The sequence below is a fragment of the Salmonella sp. SAL-020 genome, assembly GCF_017372215.1.
Lineage (GTDB): Bacteria > Pseudomonadota > Gammaproteobacteria > Enterobacterales > Enterobacteriaceae > Salmonella > Salmonella enterica.
The window spans coordinates 1,461,417-1,482,538 of record NZ_CP071690.1; the positions used below are offsets into that span (position 1 = coordinate 1,461,417).

The 21,122-nt window shown below is 53.8% G+C and carries 22 protein-coding genes; 15 read left to right on the plus strand and 7 right to left on the minus strand.

Features of this window, described 5'->3' with window-relative positions; all coding sequences use genetic code 11:
* The first annotated feature begins 35 nt into the window (after positions 1-35).
* Genes J1G48_RS06895 through hisP form a run of 3 tightly spaced genes read left to right on the plus strand, consistent with a single transcriptional unit; the run spans position 36 to position 2,213 of the window.
* The gene (locus J1G48_RS06895; RefSeq protein WP_000965498.1) at positions 36-722 is read left to right on the plus strand and encodes a histidine ABC transporter permease HisQ; all 687 of its coding nucleotides are present in this window, start codon (positions 36-38) and stop codon (positions 720-722) included.
* On the plus strand, positions 719-1,426 hold the full coding sequence (gene hisM, locus J1G48_RS06900; protein ID WP_000569771.1) for a histidine ABC transporter permease HisM: 708 nt from the start codon (positions 719-721) through the stop codon (positions 1,424-1,426). The genes J1G48_RS06895 and hisM overlap by 4 nt, the downstream gene beginning before the upstream one ends.
* 13 nt (positions 1,427-1,439) lie before the next feature.
* Positions 1,440-2,213, plus strand: a complete 774-nt coding sequence (gene hisP / locus J1G48_RS06905; RefSeq protein WP_001293591.1) for a histidine ABC transporter ATP-binding protein HisP — start codon at positions 1,440-1,442, stop codon at positions 2,211-2,213.
* Between the two features lie 51 nt (positions 2,214-2,264).
* Here hisP and J1G48_RS06910 read toward each other — a convergent pair whose 3' ends face one another.
* Entirely contained in the window at positions 2,265-3,158 is an 894-nt protein-coding gene (locus J1G48_RS06910; RefSeq protein WP_001166275.1) for a TIGR01777 family oxidoreductase, read from the minus strand.
* A 125-nt stretch (positions 3,159-3,283) separates the two neighbouring features.
* Entirely contained in the window at positions 3,284-3,931 is a 648-nt protein-coding gene (gene yfcG, locus J1G48_RS06915; RefSeq protein ID WP_000566563.1) for a GSH-dependent disulfide bond oxidoreductase, read from the minus strand.
* 142 nt (positions 3,932-4,073) lie between these two features.
* Between yfcG and yfcF the strand changes: the two genes are divergently transcribed.
* Genes yfcF through yfcD form a run of 3 tightly spaced genes read left to right on the plus strand, consistent with a single transcriptional unit; the run spans position 4,074 to position 5,936 of the window.
* Entirely contained in the window at positions 4,074-4,718 is a 645-nt protein-coding gene (gene yfcF, locus J1G48_RS06920) for a glutathione transferase (protein ID WP_000043012.1), read from the plus strand.
* Positions 4,719-4,773: 55 nt separating this feature from the next.
* The gene (gene yfcE, locus J1G48_RS06925) at positions 4,774-5,325 is read left to right on the plus strand and encodes a phosphodiesterase (RefSeq protein ID WP_000772458.1); all 552 of its coding nucleotides are present in this window, start codon (positions 4,774-4,776) and stop codon (positions 5,323-5,325) included.
* A 56-nt stretch (positions 5,326-5,381) separates the two neighbouring features.
* Complete coding sequence (yfcD, locus tag J1G48_RS06930) at positions 5,382-5,936, plus strand: NUDIX hydrolase YfcD (RefSeq protein WP_000230215.1); 555 nt, start codon at positions 5,382-5,384, stop codon at positions 5,934-5,936.
* Positions 5,937-5,941: 5 nt separating this feature from the next.
* On the opposite strand, the gene J1G48_RS06935 is transcribed toward yfcD, so the two are convergent.
* Positions 5,942-6,961, minus strand: coding sequence for a LacI family DNA-binding transcriptional regulator (locus tag J1G48_RS06935; protein WP_000026949.1), 1,020 nt, complete (start codon positions 6,959-6,961; stop codon positions 5,942-5,944).
* A 252-nt stretch (positions 6,962-7,213) separates the two neighbouring features.
* Between J1G48_RS06935 and J1G48_RS06940 the strand changes: the two genes are divergently transcribed.
* The 5 genes from J1G48_RS06940 (at position 7,214) to J1G48_RS06960 (ending at position 11,195) form a co-directional block, all read left to right on the plus strand.
* Entirely contained in the window at positions 7,214-7,657 is a 444-nt protein-coding gene (locus J1G48_RS06940) for a PTS sugar transporter subunit IIA (RefSeq protein ID WP_000901821.1), read from the plus strand.
* 80 nt (positions 7,658-7,737) lie between these two features.
* Positions 7,738-8,010: a PTS sugar transporter subunit IIB gene (locus J1G48_RS06945; RefSeq protein WP_000699818.1), complete on the plus strand. Its 273-nt coding sequence runs from the start codon at positions 7,738-7,740 to the stop codon at positions 8,008-8,010.
* 20 nt (positions 8,011-8,030) lie between these two features.
* Positions 8,031-9,422, plus strand: coding sequence for a PTS ascorbate transporter subunit IIC (locus tag J1G48_RS06950; protein ID WP_001522266.1), 1,392 nt, complete (start codon positions 8,031-8,033; stop codon positions 9,420-9,422).
* Positions 9,419-10,249 carry a transketolase gene (locus J1G48_RS06955; RefSeq protein ID WP_001103262.1) on the plus strand — a complete coding sequence of 277 codons (831 nt, stop codon included), beginning with the start codon at positions 9,419-9,421 and terminating at the stop codon, positions 10,247-10,249. The genes J1G48_RS06950 and J1G48_RS06955 overlap by 4 nt, the downstream gene beginning before the upstream one ends.
* A complete protein-coding gene (locus tag J1G48_RS06960) occupies positions 10,242-11,195 on the plus strand; it encodes a transketolase family protein (protein ID WP_000593035.1) in 954 nt (317 codons plus the stop codon). Before J1G48_RS06955 ends, J1G48_RS06960 begins: the two co-directional genes overlap by 8 nt.
* Positions 11,196-11,243: 48 nt before the next feature.
* Here J1G48_RS06960 and yfcC read toward each other — a convergent pair whose 3' ends face one another.
* From yfcC to ackA, 3 genes are all read right to left on the minus strand, one after another.
* On the minus strand, positions 11,244-12,764 hold the full coding sequence (gene yfcC / locus J1G48_RS06965; protein WP_000117932.1) for a putative basic amino acid antiporter YfcC: 1,521 nt from the start codon (positions 12,762-12,764) through the stop codon (positions 11,244-11,246).
* Positions 12,765-12,981: 217 nt separating this feature from the next.
* Positions 12,982-15,126: a phosphate acetyltransferase gene (gene pta / locus J1G48_RS06970; RefSeq protein WP_000086692.1), complete on the minus strand. Its 2,145-nt coding sequence runs from the start codon at positions 15,124-15,126 to the stop codon at positions 12,982-12,984.
* Between the two features lie 76 nt (positions 15,127-15,202).
* Entirely contained in the window at positions 15,203-16,405 is a 1,203-nt protein-coding gene (gene ackA / locus J1G48_RS06975; protein ID WP_000095689.1) for an acetate kinase, read from the minus strand.
* A gap of 339 nt (positions 16,406-16,744) precedes the next feature.
* On the opposite strand from ackA, the gene yfbV reads away from it, so the two are divergent.
* From yfbV to J1G48_RS06995, 4 genes are all read left to right on the plus strand, one after another.
* A complete protein-coding gene (yfbV, locus tag J1G48_RS06980; protein WP_000106617.1) occupies positions 16,745-17,200 on the plus strand; it encodes a terminus macrodomain insulation protein YfbV in 456 nt (151 codons plus the stop codon).
* Between the two features lie 82 nt (positions 17,201-17,282).
* The gene (locus tag J1G48_RS06985; protein WP_000426135.1) at positions 17,283-17,777 is read left to right on the plus strand and encodes a YfbU family protein; all 495 of its coding nucleotides are present in this window, start codon (positions 17,283-17,285) and stop codon (positions 17,775-17,777) included.
* On the plus strand, positions 17,770-18,447 hold the full coding sequence (locus J1G48_RS06990) for a sugar phosphatase (protein WP_001555201.1): 678 nt from the start codon (positions 17,770-17,772) through the stop codon (positions 18,445-18,447). The genes J1G48_RS06985 and J1G48_RS06990 overlap by 8 nt, the downstream gene beginning before the upstream one ends.
* 76 nt (positions 18,448-18,523) lie before the next feature.
* The gene (locus tag J1G48_RS06995) at positions 18,524-20,350 is read left to right on the plus strand and encodes an SLC13 family permease (RefSeq protein WP_001012854.1); all 1,827 of its coding nucleotides are present in this window, start codon (positions 18,524-18,526) and stop codon (positions 20,348-20,350) included.
* 105 nt (positions 20,351-20,455) lie between these two features.
* On the opposite strand, the gene yfbR is transcribed toward J1G48_RS06995, so the two are convergent.
* A complete protein-coding gene (gene yfbR, locus J1G48_RS07000) occupies positions 20,456-21,055 on the minus strand; it encodes a 5'-deoxynucleotidase (RefSeq protein ID WP_000813882.1) in 600 nt (199 codons plus the stop codon).
* Positions 21,056-21,122: the final 67 nt, after the last annotated feature.

Sequence of the window (21,122 nt, forward strand, 5' to 3'; positions counted from 1 at the left end):
CTTCTTACTTCACCACACACAACAGGACAGGCTGCATGTTGTACGGGTTTTCAGGCGTAATTTTACAGGGCGCGATCGTCACGCTGGAACTGGCGCTCAGTTCCGTGGTGCTGGCCGTGCTTATCGGTCTCGTCGGCGCGGGGGCGAAGCTTTCGCAAAACCGGGTAACGGGGCTTATTTTTGAAGGGTACACCACCCTGATTCGCGGGGTGCCGGATCTGGTATTAATGCTGCTGATATTTTACGGATTGCAAATCGCGCTTAACGTGGTGACCGATTCGCTGGGTATCGACCAGATAGATATTGATCCGATGGTGGCCGGTATTATCACCCTTGGTTTCATCTACGGCGCCTATTTTACCGAAACCTTTCGCGGCGCGTTTATGGCGGTGCCGAAAGGCCATATCGAGGCGGCGACGGCTTTTGGTTTTACCCACGGGCAAACCTTCCGGCGGATTATGTTCCCGGCGATGATGCGTTACGCCCTGCCGGGGATCGGCAATAACTGGCAGGTGATACTCAAAGCGACGGCGCTGGTGTCGCTGCTGGGCCTGGAAGATGTCGTCAAAGCCACGCAGCTTGCCGGTAAAAGCACCTGGGAGCCTTTCTATTTTGCCGTGGTCTGTGGACTTATCTACCTGGTATTTACCACCGTTTCCAATGGTGTGCTGCTCTTGCTTGAGCGTCGCTATTCTGTGGGCGTGAAGAGGGCCGATTTGTGATTGAGATCATTCAGGAGTACTGGAAATCCCTGCTGTGGACGGATGGCTATCGTTTTACCGGCGTGGCGATTACGCTGTGGTTGTTAATTTCATCGGTGGTGATGGGCGGTCTTCTGGCGGTGATTCTGGCGGTAGGTCGCGTTTCCAGTAATAAATTCATCCGTTTTCCCATCTGGCTGTTTACGTATATTTTTCGCGGCACGCCGCTGTACGTACAGCTACTGGTGTTCTATTCGGGGATGTATACGCTGGAGATAGTCAAAGGCACCGATCTTCTTAACGCGTTTTTCCGCAGCGGACTGAACTGTACCGTACTGGCGCTGACGCTGAATACCTGCGCGTACACCACGGAAATTTTCGCGGGGGCGATTCGTTCGGTACCGCACGGTGAAATTGAAGCGGCACGGGCCTATGGCTTCTCGTCATTTAAAATGTATCGCTGCATTATTTTGCCGTCGGCATTACGTATCGCCTTGCCTGCCTACAGCAACGAAGTGATTTTAATGCTGCACTCTACGGCGCTGGCGTTTACCGCGACGGTGCCGGATTTGTTGAAAATCGCCCGCGATATTAACTCAGCGACTTACCAGCCGTTTACCGCGTTTGGCATTGCCGCCGTGTTGTATTTACTCATTTCGTATGTCCTGATAAGCCTGTTCCGTCGGGCGGAAAGACGCTGGTTGCAGCACGTGTCCTCTAAATAATTCGAGTAACATGATGTCAGAAAATAAATTACACGTTATCGATTTGCACAAACGCTACGGCGGTCATGAAGTGCTGAAAGGGGTATCGTTGCAGGCCCGCGCCGGAGATGTGATTAGCATCATCGGCTCGTCCGGCTCCGGTAAAAGCACTTTTTTGCGCTGTATTAACTTCCTCGAAAAACCGAGCGAAGGCGCGATTATCGTGAACGGTCAGAACATTAATCTGGTGCGCGACAAAGACGGGCAGCTCAAAGTGGCGGATAAAAATCAGCTACGCTTGTTGCGTACCCGCCTGACGATGGTGTTTCAGCACTTTAACCTCTGGAGCCACATGACGGTGCTGGAAAATGTGATGGAAGCGCCGATTCAGGTACTGGGATTAAGCAAGCACGACGCGCGCGAGCGGGCGTTGAAATATCTGGCGAAGGTGGGGATTGATGAGCGCGCTCAGGGCAAATATCCCGTCCATCTCTCCGGCGGCCAACAGCAGCGCGTTTCTATTGCGCGCGCGCTGGCGATGGAACCTGACGTTTTACTGTTCGATGAACCCACATCGGCGCTCGATCCTGAACTGGTCGGCGAAGTGTTGCGCATCATGCAACAACTGGCGGAAGAAGGCAAAACGATGGTGGTGGTCACGCATGAAATGGGCTTCGCCCGCCATGTCTCTTCGCACGTTATTTTTCTGCATCAGGGGAAAATTGAAGAAGAGGGCGATCCGGAGCAGGTGTTCGGCAATCCGCAAAGCCCGCGTTTACAGCAATTCCTGAAAGGCTCGCTGAAATAAAAGAAGCCCGGCGGCGCATTGCGTACCGGGCAGGATACGGCGCTTTAGGAACTAGCGAATCACATCCGCCAGCGCCTCTTCTAAATCATACCAGCGAAATGCGAATCCGGCGGCTTCAAGCCGTTTTGGCAGCGCCCGCTGTCCGCCCAGCACCAGCACTGACGACTCTCCCATCAATAAGCGAATTGCCGTCGCCGGAATGCGAATAATCGCCGGGCGGCGCAGCGCGCGACCCAGCGCATGAGCAAACTGCTCATTATGGACGGGATACGGCGAGACCATATTGAAGGGACCGCGAAGATCGTTATCCAGCAGCCACAGAATGCCGTTGACCATATCGTCGATGTGAATCCAGGCCAGATATTGTCGACCATTACCCACCGGACCGCCGAGTCCGAGGCGAAACGGCGGAACCATTTTCCCCAGAATCCCGCCTTGCGGCGCCAGGACAACGCCGGTACGCAGCAGGCAGACGCGGGTCTGGTCGCTCTGCGCACGACAGGCAATCTGTTCCCAGCGGGCGCAAAGTTTATGCGTAAATTCGTTGTGCGGCGGCTCATCTTCAGTGACGACAACGTCGCCCAGATCGCCGTAATAGCCCGTGGCGGAGCCGGATATCAACACCGAGGGCGGCGTAGCGCTGGCATGAATTAAATCCACCAACTTTTGCGTGATAGCCCAGCGGCTTTGGCACAACCGTTCTTTTTGTTGCGAGGTCCAGCGCTTGTCGGCAATCGGTTCGCCCGCCAGATTGATGATGGCATCAATCTCATTGAGGTGCTCACGTTCCGCCAGCCCTTTCCATAATGTCACTCTGGAATCGAGAATCTGACGCGCGTTATCGGGATTGCGCGTAACGACCGTCACCTGATGCCCCAGTGTTAACAGCCGGGGAATGAGATGACGCCCTATCAGGCCTGTACCGCCGGTAATCAGAATCTGCATATGACCTCCAGAGTAGGGAGGATTTCCTCTTCCCTAATGTCAGGTTTTTAATACGAATAAGGGTGCCGGACGCAGGTTTTTTCCGTGTATACACCTCTACATCATACATGATGTATGCTACCGCGTTACGCTTTCGTACTGTTACAGTGCAGTTGCGCTTGTAACAGTGCGCGCGCTGTCGCAGGACGCGTGCGAATGCGTTCAAACCAGTTATACACCGCCGGGTAGGTATCAAGATCGATTCGCTGACGCTGATGTGCGTTAACCCACGGCCAACTGGCGATATCCGCAATACTGTAGTGGTCGCCGCCCAGCCACGGGGAGGTTTCCAGGCGTTTATTCAGGACGTTGTATAAGCGTTGCGTTTCAACCTGATAGCGTTCAATTGCATAGGGGATGGCCTGCGGCGCAAAGTGGTTAAAGTGATGATTCTGGCCCAGCATCGGCCCTAACCCGCCGACCTGCCAGAACAGCCATTGCAGCGTGGTATGGCGTTCACGCAGCTCCCCGCTAAGCAGTTTGCCGCTTTTTTCCGCCAGGTAGAGAAGAATTTCGCCGGATTCAAAAAGACTAAGCGGTTGACCGCCGTCTGCCGGGGCGTGATCGACGATGGCAGGAATTTTATTATTGGGAGAGATAGCCAAAAAATCAGGGCGAAACTGATTGCCCTTGCTGATATCTACTTTTAGCAAACGATACGCCAGCTCCGCCTCTTCCAGAAACAGCGTTATTTTATGCCCGTTGGGCGTGGGGGCGTAGTAAAGGTCAATCATTTTGGCTCCTGCATGTGCGTAAAGAGTCTGGGCTGAATTAAGTATAGAAAGCCTCCTGATGTGTGTGAGTTTTCATCAGGTGACAGCAGGCGAAAGACGCTATATTTTGGGAAGAAACCTAATACGCCCTCAAGAGGACATTATGAGTAAGCCTGTTATTGTGCTGTGGTCGGATGCGAACTTTTTCTCTCCCTACGTCTTGTCCGCCTGGGTGGCATTACAAGAAAAAGGGCTTTCCTTTACTCTGAAAACTCGCGATCTGGACCAGGGAGAACATCTGCAACCTGGCTGGCGAGGATATGCGCTGACGCAGCGCGTACCGGTGCTTGAGGCCGACAATTTTGAGCTGAGCGAGTCGTCCGCTATTGCGGAATACCTGGAGGAGCGTTTCGCGCCGCCGCAGTGGGAGCGTATCTACCCGCACGATTTACAAAAACGCGCCCGCGCGCGACAGATTCAGGCGTGGCTACGCAGCGATTTACTGCCGCTTCGCGAAGAACGGCCTACCGACGTGGTGTTTGCCGGGGCGAAAAAAGCGCCGTTAAGCGAGGCTGGAAAAGCCAGCGCGGCAAAACTGTTTGCGACGGCTGAAGCGCTATTGGGGCAGGGGACGCAAAATTTATTTGGTGAATGGTGCATTGCCGATACCGATCTGGCATTGATGATCAATCGTCTGGCGCTGCATGGCGATGACGTGCCGACATCGCTGGCGGCATATGCGACATTCCAGTGGCAGCGTGCTTCCGTACAGCGTTTTATTGCGCTTTCCTCGAAGCGTTCAGGCTGAAAATCTATTCATATTCCAGTATCATAACGCCGTTTTTCACAACGAGGAGTGAGCGATGAAACTGATGTTCGCATCGGACATTCATGGTTCTTTACCCGCCACGGAACGCGTGCTTGAGCGGTTCGCGCAAAGCGGCGCGCGTTGGCTGGTGATATTAGGCGATGTCCTTAACCACGGGCCGCGAAATGCGCTGCCTGAAGGCTATGCGCCCGCCCAGGTCGCCGAACGCCTGAACGCGGTGGCGACGCAAATCATTGCCGTGCGCGGCAACTGCGATAGCGAAGTGGATCAGATGCTGCTGCATTTCCCGATCACTGCGCCGTGGCAGCAAATATTGACGCAAGAGAGGCGGCTATTTTTAACGCATGGGCACCTCTTCGGGCCGACGAATCTGCCCGCTCTGCATACTGGCGATGTGTTGGTTTATGGTCATACGCATCTGCCGGTGGCGCAACAGCAGGAAGGACTGTATCACTTTAATCCTGGGTCAGTGAGTATCCCGAAAGGCGGGTATGCGGCAAGCTACGGTATTCTGGATGATAATGTGTTGAGCGTAATCGCACTCAATGATCAAAGTATCATTGCGCAGGTTGCAATTAACTCGTAATTTACCTCACAAACGTAAATGCGCCGTAAGAGCGCCAGAAATAAGAAGGTTTCCTGATGGTGGAACAGCGTCGTTTGGCAAGTACGGAATGGGTGGATATTGTGAATGAAGACAATGAAGTCATTGCACAGTCCAGCCGGGAACAGATGCGTGCGCAACGCTTACGGCATCGTGCTACGTATATCGTCGTTCATGATGGTATGGGTAAAATTCTGGTGCAGCGTCGTACCGAAACAAAAGATTTTTTGCCCGGTATGTTAGATGCTACCGCAGGCGGCGTGGTTCAGGCTGATGAGCAGCTACTGGAATCTGCCCGCCGCGAAGCGGAAGAAGAGTTGGGTATTGCAGGCGTGCCGTTTGCCGAACACGGTCTGTTTTACTTTGAAGACCAACATTGCCGGGTTTGGGGCGCGCTGTTTAGCTGCGTTTCCCACGGGCCTTTCGCGCTTCAGGAAGATGAAGTCAGCGAAGTGTGTTGGCTGACCCCGGAGGAGATCACCGCGCGCTGTGATGAGTTTACGCCAGATTCGCTCAAAGCGCTGGCGCTGTGGATGACCCGCAACGCCAAAAACGAAGCCGCGCTCCAGGAGAAACCGGAAGAGACGGAATAAGCGTTTTAGCAGCTTTCCCGCATACATAAACTGGAGGCGATGGATTTTCGATCGCTCCAGTTTCCCTGATTTAACCTTTCCAACAGCGCCCGTCCGGCTTCACTGCCAATCTTACGGTGCGGTACGGCCATGGTGGTTAACGGCGGCTGGCAGACCCGGCTGACATCGCTATCGCCAAACCCGACCACCGCTAAATCGTCCGGAACTTTGATCCGCCGTCGTTGGCACTCGTATAACGCGCCGCAGGCCAGCTCATCCGATACGCATACCAGCGCGTCCAGCTCCGGCCACGCCAGTAAAAACTCCGGCAGTTGCGACGCGCCGGTAGAAAAATTGGGCGGCAAGGCGGCATTAATCACCCGGTTTGGCGACATATGGTGGCGAAGCATCGCTTTGTACCAGCCGTGCAGATGTTGCTGAAAAATCCACTGCTCCTGATTGGCGCATAGCAGCCCGATATTCTGATAACCGCGCTGAATCAGCATTTCCGTCAGCTCATACATTGCCGCAACGTTATCAATACCGATATTCATATCAATAGGATCGCTGCGAATCGCGCCCATCTCCATCACCGGGATAGAGGCATTTTTTAGCCACTGGCGCACGGTAGTGCTATGTTCGACGCTAAGCAGAATCGCTGCGGCAATGTTGGAGGCCAGCAGCGTTTCGAGCAGCTTCTCCTCTTGTTCCACGCGATGCTGCGATTCCGCCAGCATAATCTGGTAGCCTGCGGGCTGTAAAATTTGTTGCAGCCCGGCGAACATTTCAGAACACCCCGCTTCCGCAAGGTTCGGTACGACCATCGCGATGGTGTGCGAGGAGGCAGACGCCAGCGCGCTGGCGGCGAGATTAGGCATATAGCCCAACTCATGCACTGCCGCTTCGATTTTTTCCCGGAGTTTATCAGAGACCTGTTCCGGCGTGCGTAAGGCTCGTGATACGGTCATCGTGCCTACACCGGCAAGTTGGGCTACATCGGCGATAGTCACTTTACCGGTACTGCGCCGTTTACGGGGTATCGACATACAAATTCCTGCGTCATTACAACATGTTGAGATGCTTTTTTATTGTCGTTCTTTGCTTCGCATGACTGGCAGTATACGCCTTAAATCCGCTTTTTTGCTGTGATTTCACACCATGATTTTAATTTGATAGCGCTATCACAATTCTGAGTAATAGTCGCTGGTAGCGCTATCTTTGTGATAACGATCGCAGCTAATATCGAATGGCTTGAATAAAGTTTGTTCATAATTTCATACACCGTGGGGGCGAATAACATGCTGGGAACCTGGTTATCTGACGCAACCATCACGCTACGGGAGAGCGTGGAAACGTGGTCGCAGGCGCTGGAAATTTGCGGCAAACCCCTGCTGGACGCAGGTGTTATCGCACCGGAATACATTACGGCGATTGTTCAGCAGCACCAAAAGCTTGGGCCGTATTATGTATTAGCGCCAGGGTTAGCGATGCCGCATGCGAGGCCGGAAGAGGGGGCGAAAGGGTTAGGTTTATCGTTACTGAAACTACAGCACGGCGTTTCATTTGGCGCAGACGAATTCGATCCGGTTGACATCATTATTATGCTGGCGGCGCCTGATAAGCACAGTCATATCGAAATGATATCGGCGCTGGCGGAATTATTTTCCAGTGATGTAGATATGGAAAAATTACATCAGGCAAAAAACCTGGAGGACATTAAAACGATTATTGACCGTTTCTGATTTTATTCCATTTTCTTGCGGTAAATAACATTACGCCCGTGCGTGATGCAGACCAACTCTACTTTTAAAAGGTGACAATAATGAAAATCATGGCAATTTGCGGTTCCGGCCTGGGTAGTAGTTTTATGGTAGAAATGAACATTAAAAAAGTATTAAAGAAACTCAATATTGACGCCGAGGTGGAACACTCCGATCTTTCATCGGCCACGCCCGGGGCTGCCGATCTTTTTGTAATGGCCAAAGATATCGCGGCCAGCGCCAGCGTACCGGAAAGCCAACTGGTGGTGATCAATAACATCATCGACATCAACGAACTGGAAACGCAGTTGCGCGCATGGTTCGCTAAACAATAATTATTGCTGGCGAGGTGGATATGTTTATCCTTGAAACGCTGAATTTTGTTGTTGATATTTTAAAAGTACCCTCGGTGCTTGTAGGGTTAATTGCGCTTATTGGTCTGGTGGCGCAGAAAAAAGCGTTTTCCGATGTGGTAAAAGGCACGATTAAAACCATTTTAGGTTTTATTGTGCTTGGTGGCGGCGCAACCGTACTGGTGGGTTCATTAAACCCGCTAGGGGGGATGTTTGAACACGCTTTTAATATTCAGGGCATTATTCCTAATAATGAAGCGATAGTCTCAATCGCACTGGAAAAATATGGCGCGTCCACGGCGTTAATTATGGCATTTGGTATGGTGGCCAATATTGTCGTGGCGCGCTTTACGCGTCTTAAATATATCTTTTTGACCGGGCATCACACCTTTTACATGGCCTGTATGATTGGCGTAATCCTGACCGTGGCGGGGTTTGAGGGCGTAGGGCTGGTCTTCACCGGATCGCTAATCCTGGGGCTGGTGATGGCCTTCTTCCCGGCGTTGGCCCAACGTTATATGAGGCGGATTACCGGTACCGATGACATTGCGTTTGGTCACTTCGGTACCCTGGGATATGTGCTTTCCGGCTGGATTGGCAGCCTGTGTGGTAAAGGCTCCCGCTCCACGGAAGAGATGAACCTGCCGAAAAACCTCAGTTTTTTACGCGACAGTTCTATCTCGATTTCGCTGACCATGATGATTATCTATCTGATCATGGCAGTCAGCGCTGGGCGTGAGTATGTCGAAGCGACGTTTAGCGGCGGGCAAAACTATCTGGTGTACGCCATCATCATGGCAATCACCTTCGCCGCCGGCGTGTTCATCATTCTGCAAGGCGTCCGTCTGATTCTGGCTGAAATTGTTCCGGCCTTTACCGGCTTTTCAGAAAAACTGGTGCCAAACGCGCGTCCGGCGCTGGACTGCCCGGTGGTGTATCCCTATGCCCCTAACGCGGTACTGATTGGCTTCCTGTTCAGTTTTCTCGGCGGGCTGGTGGGGCTGTTCCTGCTGGGACAGATGAAGCTTGTGTTAATCCTGCCTGGCGTTGTGCCGCACTTCTTTACCGGCGCGACCGCAGGCGTCTTTGGCAATGCCACCGGCGGTCGCCGCGGGGCGATGATCGGCGCATTTGCTAATGGTCTATTAATCACTTTCCTGCCAGTGCTGTTACTGCCGGTTCTCGGCGCGATCGGCTTCGCCAATACCACGTTCTCGGATGCTGACTTTGGCGTAATCGGTATTTTGTTGGGCAACCTGGCGCGTTATCTGTCGCCGATGGCTATCACGGGGCTGGTGGTGGCGCTATTCGCGCTACTGGTGGCGTACAACGTGTTGGCCAAAAACAAAAAAGCGACTGCCGAAGTGCAGGAAAATAGCGGAGCGAAAGAATGAACGTAACCGAAATCACCCAACTGGCGCGCGATATTCGCGTCGCCACGCTCAAATCCTTAAACCATCTTGGCTTTGGTCACTATGGCGGCAGCATGTCGGTAGTGGAGACTCTGGCGGTTCTGTACGGCGCGGTGATGAAAATCGACCCTGCCGACCCGGACTGGCCGGAACGCGATTACTTCGTACTGTCGAAAGGCCATGCGGGCCCCGCGTTGTACAGTACCCTGGCGATTAAAGGCTATTTCCCGCGCGAAGAGCTGAATACGCTTAACCAGAACGGCACCCGTCTTCCCAGCCATCCGGATCGGCTAAAAACGCGCGGCGTGGACGCCACGACCGGCTCACTGGGACAGGGCATCTCTATTGCGGGCGGAATGGCGTTGTCGCATAAACTGGCGCGGCGACCCAACCGGGTATTTTGCATTGTCGGCGATGGCGAGCTCAATGAAGGGCAGTGCTGGGAGGCGTTTCAGTTTATTGCCCACCACCGCCTGAATAATCTGACCGTTTTCATTGACTGGAATAAACAGCAGCTTGACGGCGAGCTGGAGGAGATTATCAATCCATTCGATCTGGAAGGGAAATTCCGTGCGTTTGGTTTCGATGTCGTCACCGTCAAAGGCGATGATATCGCCGGACTACTGGCGGTGGTTCAGCCTGTGCTGCCCGCTGATGCCCGGCCACGGGTTGTGATCCTTGACAGCATTAAAGGGCAGGGGGTGCCATACCTGGAGCAGTTAACGAATTCTCACCACTTACGCCTGACGGATGGCATGAAGCAGACGCTCAATGAGGCCATTCATCAACTGGAGGTCATGCATGATTAAGCTTGCGCCCGCAGGGCTTAAAGACGATATCGAAATGCGCAAAGTTTACGCCGGTTTTGTCGCCGGGCAGATTGAGGCCGGAAGCCCAATTATTGCGCTTGAGGCTGATTTAATGAGCTCAATGGCGATGGACAGCGTGGCGCGTGACTACCCGCAGCATGTCATTAACTGCGGTATTATGGAGGCGAATGTGATTGGCACTGCGGCGGGGCTGGCGCTGACCGGTCGTAAACCGTTTGTGCATACCTTTACCGCTTTTGCCAGCCGTCGCTGTTTTGATCAGCTCTTCATGGCGCTGGATTATCAGCGTAACAACGTCAAAGTGATCGCCTCCGATGCCGGAGTGACGGCGTGCCATAACGGCGGCACCCATATGTCTTTTGAAGATATGGGGATTGTTCGCGGGCTGGCGCACTCCGTAGTACTGGAGGTGACGGATGCGGTGATGTTCGCGGATATTTTACGCCAGCTAATGGACCTGGACGGTTTTTACTGGCTGCGTACCATCCGTAAGCAGGCGACGAGTATCTATGCGCCAGGCTCTACCTTTACCATTGGCAAGGGCAACGTACTGCGCGAGGGCGATGATATTACGCTTATCGCCAACGGCATTATGGTGGCGGAGGCGCTGGAGGCGGCGCGCCAACTGGAGCAGGAAGGCGTGAGCGCCGCGGTCATTGATATGTTCACCTTAAAGCCTATCGATCGCATGTTGGTGAAAAACTACGCGGAAAAAACGCGGCGTATCGTCACGTGTGAAAACCACAGCATCCATAATGGACTGGGGTCAGCGGTGGCGGAAGTGCTGGTGGAAAACTGCCCGGTGCCGATGCGCCGTGTTGGCGTCAAAGAGCGTTATGGGCAGGTAGGAACGCAGGATTTCTTACAACAAGAGTACGGACTCACCGCCGAAGCGATTGTAGAAGCCGCGAAATCACTGCTTTAATCATGGAGATATTGCCGGATGGCGCTGATGCTCATCCGGCATTTTGGATTAATGATATCCCATCATCTGCGCGCCAATGACGACCACGCTGGACATAATAAACAGTAGTCCCAGCAGCGACGCTCCCACTTTCAGCCAGTTGCGAAAATCGACCCGGCACACGCCCAGCGTGGCCATCAGCGAGGCTGATGTCGGATAGATAATATGGCTGAAGCCATCGCCAAACTGGAAGGCCAGAACAGTCACCTGACGGTTAACACCGACCAGATCGCCGAGCGGCGCCAGTAATGGCATGGTTAACGCCGCCTGACCCGAACCGGACGTGACAAAGAAATTAAATACCGCCTGGAAGAGCAGCATAAACCAGGCGGCGATAGCATTATTAAGCCCGCTGATGCCATGCGCGATACTGTTAAGCAGCGTATTGAGCACGCTGGGTTCCCCGGCTTCACCGTTGCCGACCAGCAGCAGAATGCCTTTAGCAAAACCCACCAGCAAGGCGGGCGCGATCATCATCCTCGCCCCTTCGGTGAATGAGGACGCCATCACGTTGACCGTCATACCGTTGAGGCGGAAGATAACGCCGATGAGGCCGATCACCACGCCCATGGTGAAAAACTGGCTGGCGATCTCCGGAATAAACCAGGCGTGGACAATCACGCCCCAGACGACCCAAATCATTACGCCGGTCAGGACCAGCAGTACCAGCCAGTCACCGAAGGTGAAAGGGCGCTGGACGACTTCATCCTGCTGTTCGCGGAAATAGCGATCGGATTCGTGGACGCGGGACAGCAGCGGATTCTTTTTCACGCGTGAGGCGTAGACCAGTGTAAAAACCAGCCCAATCAGCGTGGCGACAATCCAGACCACAATACGCAGCCCGGAGCCGGAAAGTACCGGCACGCCGGCAATCCCCTGGGCGACGACTACGCAGAAAGGGTTCATCCACGAACTGGCAAAGCCAATTTGGGTGGCGATATAGGTCACCAGGACGGTGGTAATGCTGTCATAGCCCAGCCTGACCATCAGCGGGGCTATGATAATTGCAAAGGCGACCGCCTCTTCGCCCATGCCAAATACGGCGCCCCCTAACGAAAAGAGGACAAATAGCACCGGAATAAACAGGACTTCGTTGCCCCGCGTGTGGCGAATAAGCGCCAGAATGCCGTTATCCACGGTGCCGGTACGCATCACGATGCCGAATGCGCCGCCAATCACCAACATAAACATAATGATGCCGACGGCAGTGCCGAATTTCGATCCGGATGTTAACCCTTCAAACGGAAAATTCATCAGCCCTGGTCTTTCATCGCCGGTAGTGAAAAATTGTACGCGATGATACTGCGCTTCCCCGGCCTCATTGGTCACAATGCGAAAAGAGTGCGGGTCGACGACTTTGCGGGTTTTTGTCTGACCATCGACCTGATACTGCACTTCCTGGCTATCAAACATCCCAACGGGTACGACCCAGGTGGCGATACTGGTTAAAATGGCGACAAAAAAGATGATGACCAGCGTATCGGGCATTGCCCATTTTCTGGCTGTTTTTGATTCTGTAACGACAGACATGACAGACTATCCCTGTTGCAAAGCAAAGAGGCTAAGTATGAGAAGAAGGGAATAGTTATTCATTGATGCAGCGCAGTTAAGCAAAAAATTCCGCTTTGCAGGGTAAATAGCAGAATGCCGGATGGCGATGCTAACGCGTCTTATCCGGCCTACAACGGTATCTCACCTGTAGGCCGGACAAGGCGTTCACGCCGCCATCCGGCATTAGCTTTTACTGTTACTGCTGCTGTTGGGAAGCCTGGATCGCCGTCAGGGCGATGGTATAGACGATATCGTCAACCAGTGCGCCACGGGACAGGTCGTTCACCGGCTTGCGCATACCCTGCAGCATCGGCCCGATGGAGATCAGGTCGGCAGAACGCTGTACCGCTTTGTAGGTGGTGTTACCGGTGTTCAGATCCGGGAAAATGAACACGGTAGCGCGACCCGCAACCGGCGAGTTCGGCGCTTTGGATTTCGCTACGTCAGCCATGACCGCGGCGTCGTACTGCAACGGACCGTCGATCATCAGGTCAGGACGTTTTTCCTGCGCCAGACGCGTCGCTTCACGTACTTTCTCTACGTCGCTGCCCGCGCCAGAGGTGCCGGTGGAGTAGGAGAGCATTGCCACACGCGGTTCGATGCCGAAGGCAATGGCGGAATCCGCAGACTGAATCGCGATTTCTGCCAGCTGCTCTGCAGTCGGGTCTGGGTTGATTGCGCAGTCGCCGTAAACGTAAACCTGTTCCGGCAGTAGCATAAAGAACACAGAAGAGACCAGGGAGCTACCCGGCGCCGTTTTAATAAGCTGCAGCGGCGGACGGATGGTGTTGGCGGTGGTATGAACCGCGCCGGAAACCAGGCCGTCGACTTCGTCTTGCTCCAGCATCAGCGTGCCGAGCACCACGTTGTCTTCCAGCTGCTCGCGGGCAACCGGTTCGGTCATGCCTTTGCTCTTACGCAGCTCAACCAGGCGAGCGACATAGCTTTCACGCACCACTTCCGGATCGACGATTTCAATACCTGCGCCCAGCTCAACGCCCTGAGATGCCGCGACGCGGTTGATTTCATCCGGGTTGCCCAGCAGAACGCAAGTGGCGATGCCGCGTTCAGCGCAGATTGCCGCCGCTTTGACGGTACGCGGTTCGTCGCCTTCCGGCAGCACTACGCGTTTACCGGCTTTACGCGCCAGCTCGGTCAGTTGGTAGCGGAACGCCGGCGGAGAGAGACGACGGCTACGCTCGGAAGTGGCGGTCAGCGACTCGATCCACTCAGCGTTAACGTAGTTCGCGACGTATTCCTGAACTTTCTCGATGCGCTCATGGTCATCAACCGGGACTTCCAGATTGAAGCTTTGCAGGCTCAGCGAAGTCTGCCAGGTGTTGGTGTTCACCATAAAGACCGGCAGACCGGTGGCGAATGCGCGTTCGCACAGTTTAGAAATGCGTGCGTCCATTTCATAGCCGCCGGTCAGCAACAGGGCGCCGATTTCTACGCCGTTCATCGCGGCCAGGCAAGCTGCGACCAGTACGTCCGGACGGTCAGCGGAGGTCACTAACAACGAGCCTGCGCGGAAATGTTCCAGCATATGCGGAATACTACGCGCGCAGAAAGTGACGGATTTAACTCGGCGGGTTTTGATATCGCCTTCGTTAATGATGGTGGCGTTCAGGTGACGCGCCATATCGATAGCGCGGGTCGCAATCAGGTCGAAGCTCCACGGCACCGCGCCCAGAACCGGCAGCGGGCTGGATTCCTGCAGTTTAGCAGGATCGATTTTGATCACCTGCGCTTTGGAAGAGTCGTCAAAAATCTCCGACAGATCCGGGCGAGTACGACCTTGTTCATCAACCGGTGCATTCAGTTTGTTGATGATAACGCCGGTGATGTTGGTGTTTTTCGCGCCGCCGAAGCTGCTGCGCGTCAGTTCGATACGCTCGTTCAGCTGTTCTGGCGTGTCGGTACCCTGAGACATGACAAAAACGATTTCCGCATTCAGCGTTTTCGCGATTTCATAGTTCAGAGACTGAGCGAACTGATGTTTACGGGTCGGAACCAGACCTTCAACCAGCACCACCTCCGCGTCTTTGGTATTCGCATGGTAGTTCGCGATGATCTCTTCCATCAGCACGTCTTTCTGGTTGCTGGAGAGCAGAGATTCAACGTGGCTCATCTTCAGCGGTTCAGCCGCCGGCAGGGTAGAGTTCGCGCGAACGATAGTGGTGGTCTGGTCAGGCGCATCGCCGCCAGCGCGAGGCTGGGCGATAGGCTTAAAGACGCTCAGACGAACGCCTTTGCGTTCCATAGCACGGATGACGCCGAGGCTGACGCTGGTCAGGCCGACGCTGGTTCCGGTAGGGATCAGCATAATAATACGGGACACGGTTTATCCTCTTTCGTTACCGTCTTTTGGGGACGGGTTACAAAACAGCACCGCCAGCGAGGCTGGCGGTGTGAAATCAGGCAGTCAGACGGCTCGCGTCCTGCGCGATAACCAGTTCTTCGTTGGTTGGGATCACCACCGCCGGACGGGTACCTTCTTTGTTGATGAAACCAGATTTGCCGAAGCGGGCCGCCAGGTTACGTTCGTGGTCGACTTCAAAGCCCAGCACGCCCAGTTTACCCAGAGACAGTTCGCGAACCATCGCGGCGTTTTCACCGATACCGCCGGTGAACACGACTGCATCCAGACGACCGTCCATCAGAGCGGTGTAAGAACCGATGTACTTCGCCAGGCGGTGGCAGTAAACGTCCATCGCACGTTTTGCGTCTTCTTTGGTGGCGTAGTTGTCTTCAACATAACGGCAGTCGCTGGTCACTTCAGTCAGACCCAGCAGACCGGACTCTTTGGTCAGCATTTTGTTGATCTGATCCACGCTCATACCCAGAGTGTCGTGCAGGTGGAAGATAATCGCAGGGTCGATATCGCCGGAACGGGTACCCATGACCAGGCCTTCCAGCGGGGTCAGACCCATAGAGGTATCCACGCATTTACCGTTACGGATAGCGGAAACAGAACCGCCGTTGCCCAAGTGGCAGGTGATAATGTTCAGTTCTTCTACCGGCTTGTTCAGCATTTTTGCCGCTTCCTGAGTTACATAGAAGTGGCTGGTGCCGTGTGCGCCATAGCGACGAACGCCGTGTTCTTTATACAGGCTGTACGGCAGGGCATACAGGTAAGATTCTTCCGGCATGGTCTGATGGAAGGCGGTGTCGAATACTGCAACGTTTTTATCTTTCAGCTGCGGGAAAGATTTCAGCGCTTCGGCGATACCAATCAGGTGAGCCGGGTTATGCAGCGGTGCGAAAGAGGCGGAATCTTTGATGCCCTGAATGACGGACTCATCAATGACTACGGAACTGGTATACTTCTCGCCGCCGTGTACGATACGGTGACCAATTGCAGTTAACTGCGCAGACAGTTCTGGTTTTTGTGCCAGAATAGTGTTAACGATAAAGTTCAGCGCTTCACTGTGAGCGGCGCCTGCACCTAAAGCCGCTTCTTGTTTACTGCCGTCCATTTTCCATTTGATGCGTGCTTCTGGCAGATGGAAACATTCGGCTAAACCAGAAAGGTATTCATCACCATTAACTGCATCAATAATTGCAAATTTCAGTGAAGAACTACCGCAGTTCAGAACCAGTACTAACTTACTCGACATGGAAGTACCTATTTATGATACGTGGCTAAAAAAACGTCAGTGAGCCATAGAGCGTAGCGCATGATAGCCCTGACATTTATGATTAACATCATGCGCAGGAGTTTTTTTGGGCATGATGGAAGAAATACCTTTGAGTCTATGCCATTTTGCGTATTTTTCAGCCAATGGCATACTATGTGTAATATTGACGACTCAATGATTTTAAACTACCGGCCTTTGACAGGCCGACACAGGATACCTGATAGTGGGTATCGAAGACAAAATGTTTTGAACGTTGTCCCTCGCAGTTGTTGTTTTGCACAAATTTTTTAAATTTTATATGTGAAGTTGAGGTAGGCCATGTCGACACCGGATAATCGCTCCGTAAATTTTTTTAGCTTATTTCGCCGGGGGCAGCACTACGCGAAGACGTGGCCGATGGAAAAGCGGCTGGCGCCCGTTTTCGTCGAAAACCGCGTCATTCGTATGACGCGCTATGCCATACGATTTATGCCGCCTGTCGCCGTCTTTACATTATGCTGGCAGATAGCGCTGGGCGGTCAGTTAGGTCCGGCCGTGGCGACCGCCCTGTTCGCCCTGAGCTTGCCTATGCAGGGATTATGGTGGTTAGGGAAACGTTCCGTGACGCCGTTGCCGCCTTCAATCCTTAACTGGTTTTACGAAGTTCGCGGTAAATTGCAGGAGGCTGGACAAGCGCTGGCGCCGGTAGAAGGAAAGCCGGATTACCAGGCATTAGCTGACACGCTTAAGCGCGCCTTCAAACAACTGGATAAAACTTTCCTGGATGATTTGTAATTGACCCCGGATTACGCATATAAAAGAAGGCATACCAATGCCTTCTTTTTTTCATCGCCATAGCGTGATACAGGAGTTCAAAATGGAAATGACCAACGCGCAACGTCTGATTTTGTCTAACCAGTACAAAATGATGACGATGCTCGATCCCACCAACGCCGAGCGTTACCGTCGCTTACAAACAATTATTGAACGCGGCTACGGCCTGCAGATGCGCGAGCTGGATCGCGAGTTTGGCGAGCTGACGGAAGAGACCTGCCGTACCATCATCGATATTATGGAGATGTACCATGCGCTGCACGTCTCCTGGACCAACCTCAAAGATACGCAAGCCATCGACGAACGTCGCGTCACCTTCCTGGGGTTTGACGCCGCGACGGAAGCGCGCTACCTCGGCTATGTCCGTTTTATGGTGAATATAGAAGGACGCTACACTCACTTTGACGCCGGGACACACGGCTTTAATGCCCAGACGCCGATGTGGGAAAAATACCAGCGGATGTTGAATGTCTGGCATGCCTGCCCGCGTCAGTACCACCTGAGCGCGAATGAAATCAATCAAATCATTAATGCCTGAGGAGGCTCGCGTGCAGTGTAAAGGTTTTCTGTTTGATCTGGATGGAACGTTGGTTGACTCATTACCTGCCGTCGAACGCGCGTGGTGTAGCTGGGCCGATCGTTTTAACCTTGCTCATGATGAGGTGCTGGGCTTTATTCATGGCAAACAGGCGATCACCTCGTTGCGGCATTTTATGGCGGGTAAATCGGAGGCGGAAATTGCCGCTGAGTTTACGCGCCTGGAGCAAATAGAAGCCACTGAAACCGCAGGGATCACCGCGTTGCCGGGGGCAGTCGATTTACTCAATCACCTGAATAAAGCGGGCATTCCGTGGGCTATCGTCACCTCCGGTTCAATGCCGGTCGCGCGTGCGCGCCATCAGGTCGCGGGCCTTCCAGCGCCAGAGGTGTTTGTCACCGCCGAACGAGTCAAACGCGGCAAACCGGAGCCGGATGCGTATTTGCTGGGCGCACAACTGCTTGGCCTGGCCCCTCAGGAGTGCGTCGTAGTAGAAGATGCCCCGGCTGGCGTGCTGTCCGGGCTGGCTGCGGGCTGCCACGTCATTGCGGTCAATGCGCCGGCCGACACGCCGCGTCTGGCGGATGTTGATTTTGCGTTGGATAGCCTGACGCAATTATCGGTCGCTAAACAACCAAACGGCGATGTGGTGGTGTTAAGAAAGACGTGATCATGATATCGCCCCGCTTTGGCGGGGCATATTTATGGCAGAATCGCGTTATCTTCTCATCTGACAAGGATATGTTGTGAACGGTGAATTGATTTGGGTTCTCTCTTTACTGGCGATTGCCGTCGTGTTGTTTGCGACGGGCAAAGTACGTATGGATGCGGTGGCTTTATTCGTCATTGTTGCTTTTGTCCTTAGCGGTACCTTGACCCTTCCGGAAGCCTTCTCCGGCTTTAGCGATCCGAATGTCATTCTTATCGCCGCCTTATTTATTATTGGCGACGGCCTCGTGCGCACCGGCGTTGCGACGGTGGTCGGTACCTGGCTGGTTAAAATGGCGGGCAGCAGTGAAATCAAAATGCTGGTTTTACTGATGATCACCGTCGCCGGACTTGGCGCTTTCATGAGTTCAACCGGCGTGGTGGCGATCTTTATCCCCGTTGTTCTTAGCGTTTCTATGCATATGCAGACCTCGCCTTCGCGCCTGATGATGCCGCTGAGTTTTGCCGGGCTTATCAGCGGAATGATGACGCTGGTGGCGACGCCGCCGAACCTGGTGGTTAACAGTGAACTGCTGCGTGAAGGCCTGCACGGGTTCAACTTTTTTAGCGTGACGCCGCTGGGGATAGTGGTGTTGGCGCTCGGCATTGTTTATATGCTGGTGATGCGCTTCATGCTAAAAGGCGATGCGCCCGGACAACAGGCCGGTAAGCGGCGCACTTTCCGCGATCTTATCCGCGAGTACCGTCTGACGGGGCGCGCTCGCCGTCTGGCGATTCGCCCCGGTTCGCCAATGGTGGGACAGCGGCTGGACGACCTTAAACTGCGCGAACGTTACGGCGCCAATGTCATCGGCGTTGAACGCTGGCGGCGCTTTCGGCGGGTTATCGTCAATGTGAACGGCGTATCGGAGTTTCGCGCTCGCGACGTTCTGCTGATTGATATGTCGGCGGCGGAGGTTGACCTCAGAGAGTTCTGCGCCGAGCAACTGCTGGAACCGATGGTATTGCGTGGAGAATATTTTTCCGATCAGGCGTTGGATGTTGGCATGGCGGAAATTTCGCTTATTCCGGAGTCTGAACTGATAGGCAAGTCGGTGCGTGAAATCGCCTTCCGTACACGTTACGGGCTGAATATGGTCGGCCTGAAACGCGACGGCGTCGCGCTGGAAGGGTCGCTGGCCGATGAACCGTTATTGATGGGCGATATCATTCTGGTCGTGGGGAACTGGAAGTTAATCAGCCTGCTGGGGCAAAAAGGCCGCGACTTTGTGGTGCTGAATATGCCGGTCGAGGTCAGCGAAGCCTCTCCTGCGCACAGCCAGGCGCCGCACGCCATTTTCTGCCTGGTACTGATGGTGGCGCTGATGTTGACCGATGAAATTCCCAACCCGATCGCGGCGATTATCGCCTGCCTGCTGATGGGGAAATTTCGCTGTATTGATGCTGAAAGCGCGTATAAAGCGATCCACTGGCCGAGTATTATCTTGATTGTGGGTATGATGCCGTTTGCGCTGGCGTTGCAAAAAACCGGCGGCGTCTCTCTGGTCGTGCAAGGATTAATGGATATCGGCGGCGGCTATGGGCCGTATATGATGCTGGGATGCCTGTTCGTGCTGTGCGCCGTCATAGGACTGTTCATTTCTAACACGGCAACGGCGGTGCTGATGGCGCCGATTGCGCTGGCGGCGGCGAAATCGATGGGGGTGTCGCCCTATCCGTTTGCGATGGCGGTGGCGATGGCGGCATCCGCCGCCTTTATGACGCCGGTTTCATCGCCGGTCAATACTCTGGTTCTGGGGCCGGGAAACTATAGCTTTAGCGATTTTGTGAAGCTTGGCGTGCCGTTCACGCTTATTGTGATGGCGGTTTGTATTGTGATGATTCCGATGTTGTTTCCGTTTTAACCCCAGACAGGAAAAGGCCTGATGGCGCTACGCTTATCAGGCCTACGGATATCACGCTACGTCCAGGCCGGATAAGACGTTGACGTCGCCATCCGGCAAAACCGTTTAAAGCGGTGAATCCTGGCTTATCTCGTCAAGAGAGAGATGGAAACTTGGTACGAACACCGCCATAAAATAGTCCATCTCCTGGCTGCGACGTAATTCCAGCGTTTTTTCCAGCCGCGTTTTTGCCAGTCCAAACTCATTGTTTCCCGCTGAGAGCTCCTCCAGGCATTTCAGGTAGGCGCAAAGCGCATCGGCCTGTTTTACGATTGCCTGTTCTTCTTCGCTCCAGGCATTCTCATCAATAAGCGGTGCGAAAATATCGCGTAATTCATCCGGCGCCATATCAACCAGCTTTTGCTGGGCGATTTTTTCGATCGCTTTATATTCCTGGGCTATCTGGGAATTAAAATATTTTACCGGCGTCGGCAGATCGCCGGTCAGTACTTCCGAGGCATCATGATACATCGCCAGAAGCGCGATGCGTTCAGCATTGAGCTGACCGCCAAATTTACGGTTTTTTATCGCCGCCAACGCATGGGCGACCATCGCCACCTGCAGACTATGTTCGGAGACGTTTTCCGTACGCACGTTACGCATCAGCGGCCAGCGGTTAATCAACTTCATGCGGGAGAGATGGGCGAAAAAATGGCTCTGCTTCATAGATTACCTTTTGTTTTCACTGCGGCAGACTTCATTGTGCGGGGAGGGTGATGAAGATGCAATTCAG

Excerpts from the sequence above, each read along its gene's own strand:
- hisP (WP_001293591.1), top strand. The coding sequence starts at position 1,440 with ATGTCAGAAAATAAATTACACGTTATCGATTTGCACAAACGCTACGGC.
- yfcC (WP_000117932.1), bottom strand. The coding sequence starts at position 12,764 with ATGTCTGTCGTTACAGAATCAAAAACAGCCAGAAAATGGGCAATGCCC.
- J1G48_RS06950 (WP_001522266.1), top strand. The coding sequence starts at position 8,031 with ATGTTTATCCTTGAAACGCTGAATTTTGTTGTTGATATTTTAAAAGTA.
- J1G48_RS06945 (WP_000699818.1), top strand. The coding sequence starts at position 7,738 with ATGAAAATCATGGCAATTTGCGGTTCCGGCCTGGGTAGTAGTTTTATG.
- J1G48_RS06910 (WP_001166275.1), bottom strand. The coding sequence starts at position 3,158 with ATGCAGATTCTGATTACCGGCGGTACAGGCCTGATAGGGCGTCATCTC.
- yfbR (WP_000813882.1), bottom strand. The coding sequence starts at position 21,055 with ATGAAGCAGAGCCATTTTTTCGCCCATCTCTCCCGCATGAAGTTGATT.
- J1G48_RS06960 (WP_000593035.1), top strand. The coding sequence starts at position 10,242 with ATGATTAAGCTTGCGCCCGCAGGGCTTAAAGACGATATCGAAATGCGC.
- J1G48_RS06955 (WP_001103262.1), top strand. The coding sequence starts at position 9,419 with ATGAACGTAACCGAAATCACCCAACTGGCGCGCGATATTCGCGTCGCC.
- J1G48_RS06990 (WP_001555201.1), top strand. The coding sequence starts at position 17,770 with ATGCCTGAGGAGGCTCGCGTGCAGTGTAAAGGTTTTCTGTTTGATCTG.
- yfcD (WP_000230215.1), top strand. The coding sequence starts at position 5,382 with ATGGTGGAACAGCGTCGTTTGGCAAGTACGGAATGGGTGGATATTGTG.
- J1G48_RS06895 (WP_000965498.1), top strand. The coding sequence starts at position 36 with ATGTTGTACGGGTTTTCAGGCGTAATTTTACAGGGCGCGATCGTCACG.
- J1G48_RS06985 (WP_000426135.1), top strand. The coding sequence starts at position 17,283 with ATGGAAATGACCAACGCGCAACGTCTGATTTTGTCTAACCAGTACAAA.
- yfcE (WP_000772458.1), top strand. The coding sequence starts at position 4,774 with ATGAAACTGATGTTCGCATCGGACATTCATGGTTCTTTACCCGCCACG.
- yfcG (WP_000566563.1), bottom strand. The coding sequence starts at position 3,931 with ATGATTGACCTTTACTACGCCCCCACGCCCAACGGGCATAAAATAACG.
- J1G48_RS06940 (WP_000901821.1), top strand. The coding sequence starts at position 7,214 with ATGCTGGGAACCTGGTTATCTGACGCAACCATCACGCTACGGGAGAGC.
- ackA (WP_000095689.1), bottom strand. The coding sequence starts at position 16,405 with ATGTCGAGTAAGTTAGTACTGGTTCTGAACTGCGGTAGTTCTTCACTG.
- yfbV (WP_000106617.1), top strand. The coding sequence starts at position 16,745 with ATGTCGACACCGGATAATCGCTCCGTAAATTTTTTTAGCTTATTTCGC.
- J1G48_RS06935 (WP_000026949.1), bottom strand. The coding sequence starts at position 6,961 with ATGTCGATACCCCGTAAACGGCGCAGTACCGGTAAAGTGACTATCGCC.
- yfcF (WP_000043012.1), top strand. The coding sequence starts at position 4,074 with ATGAGTAAGCCTGTTATTGTGCTGTGGTCGGATGCGAACTTTTTCTCT.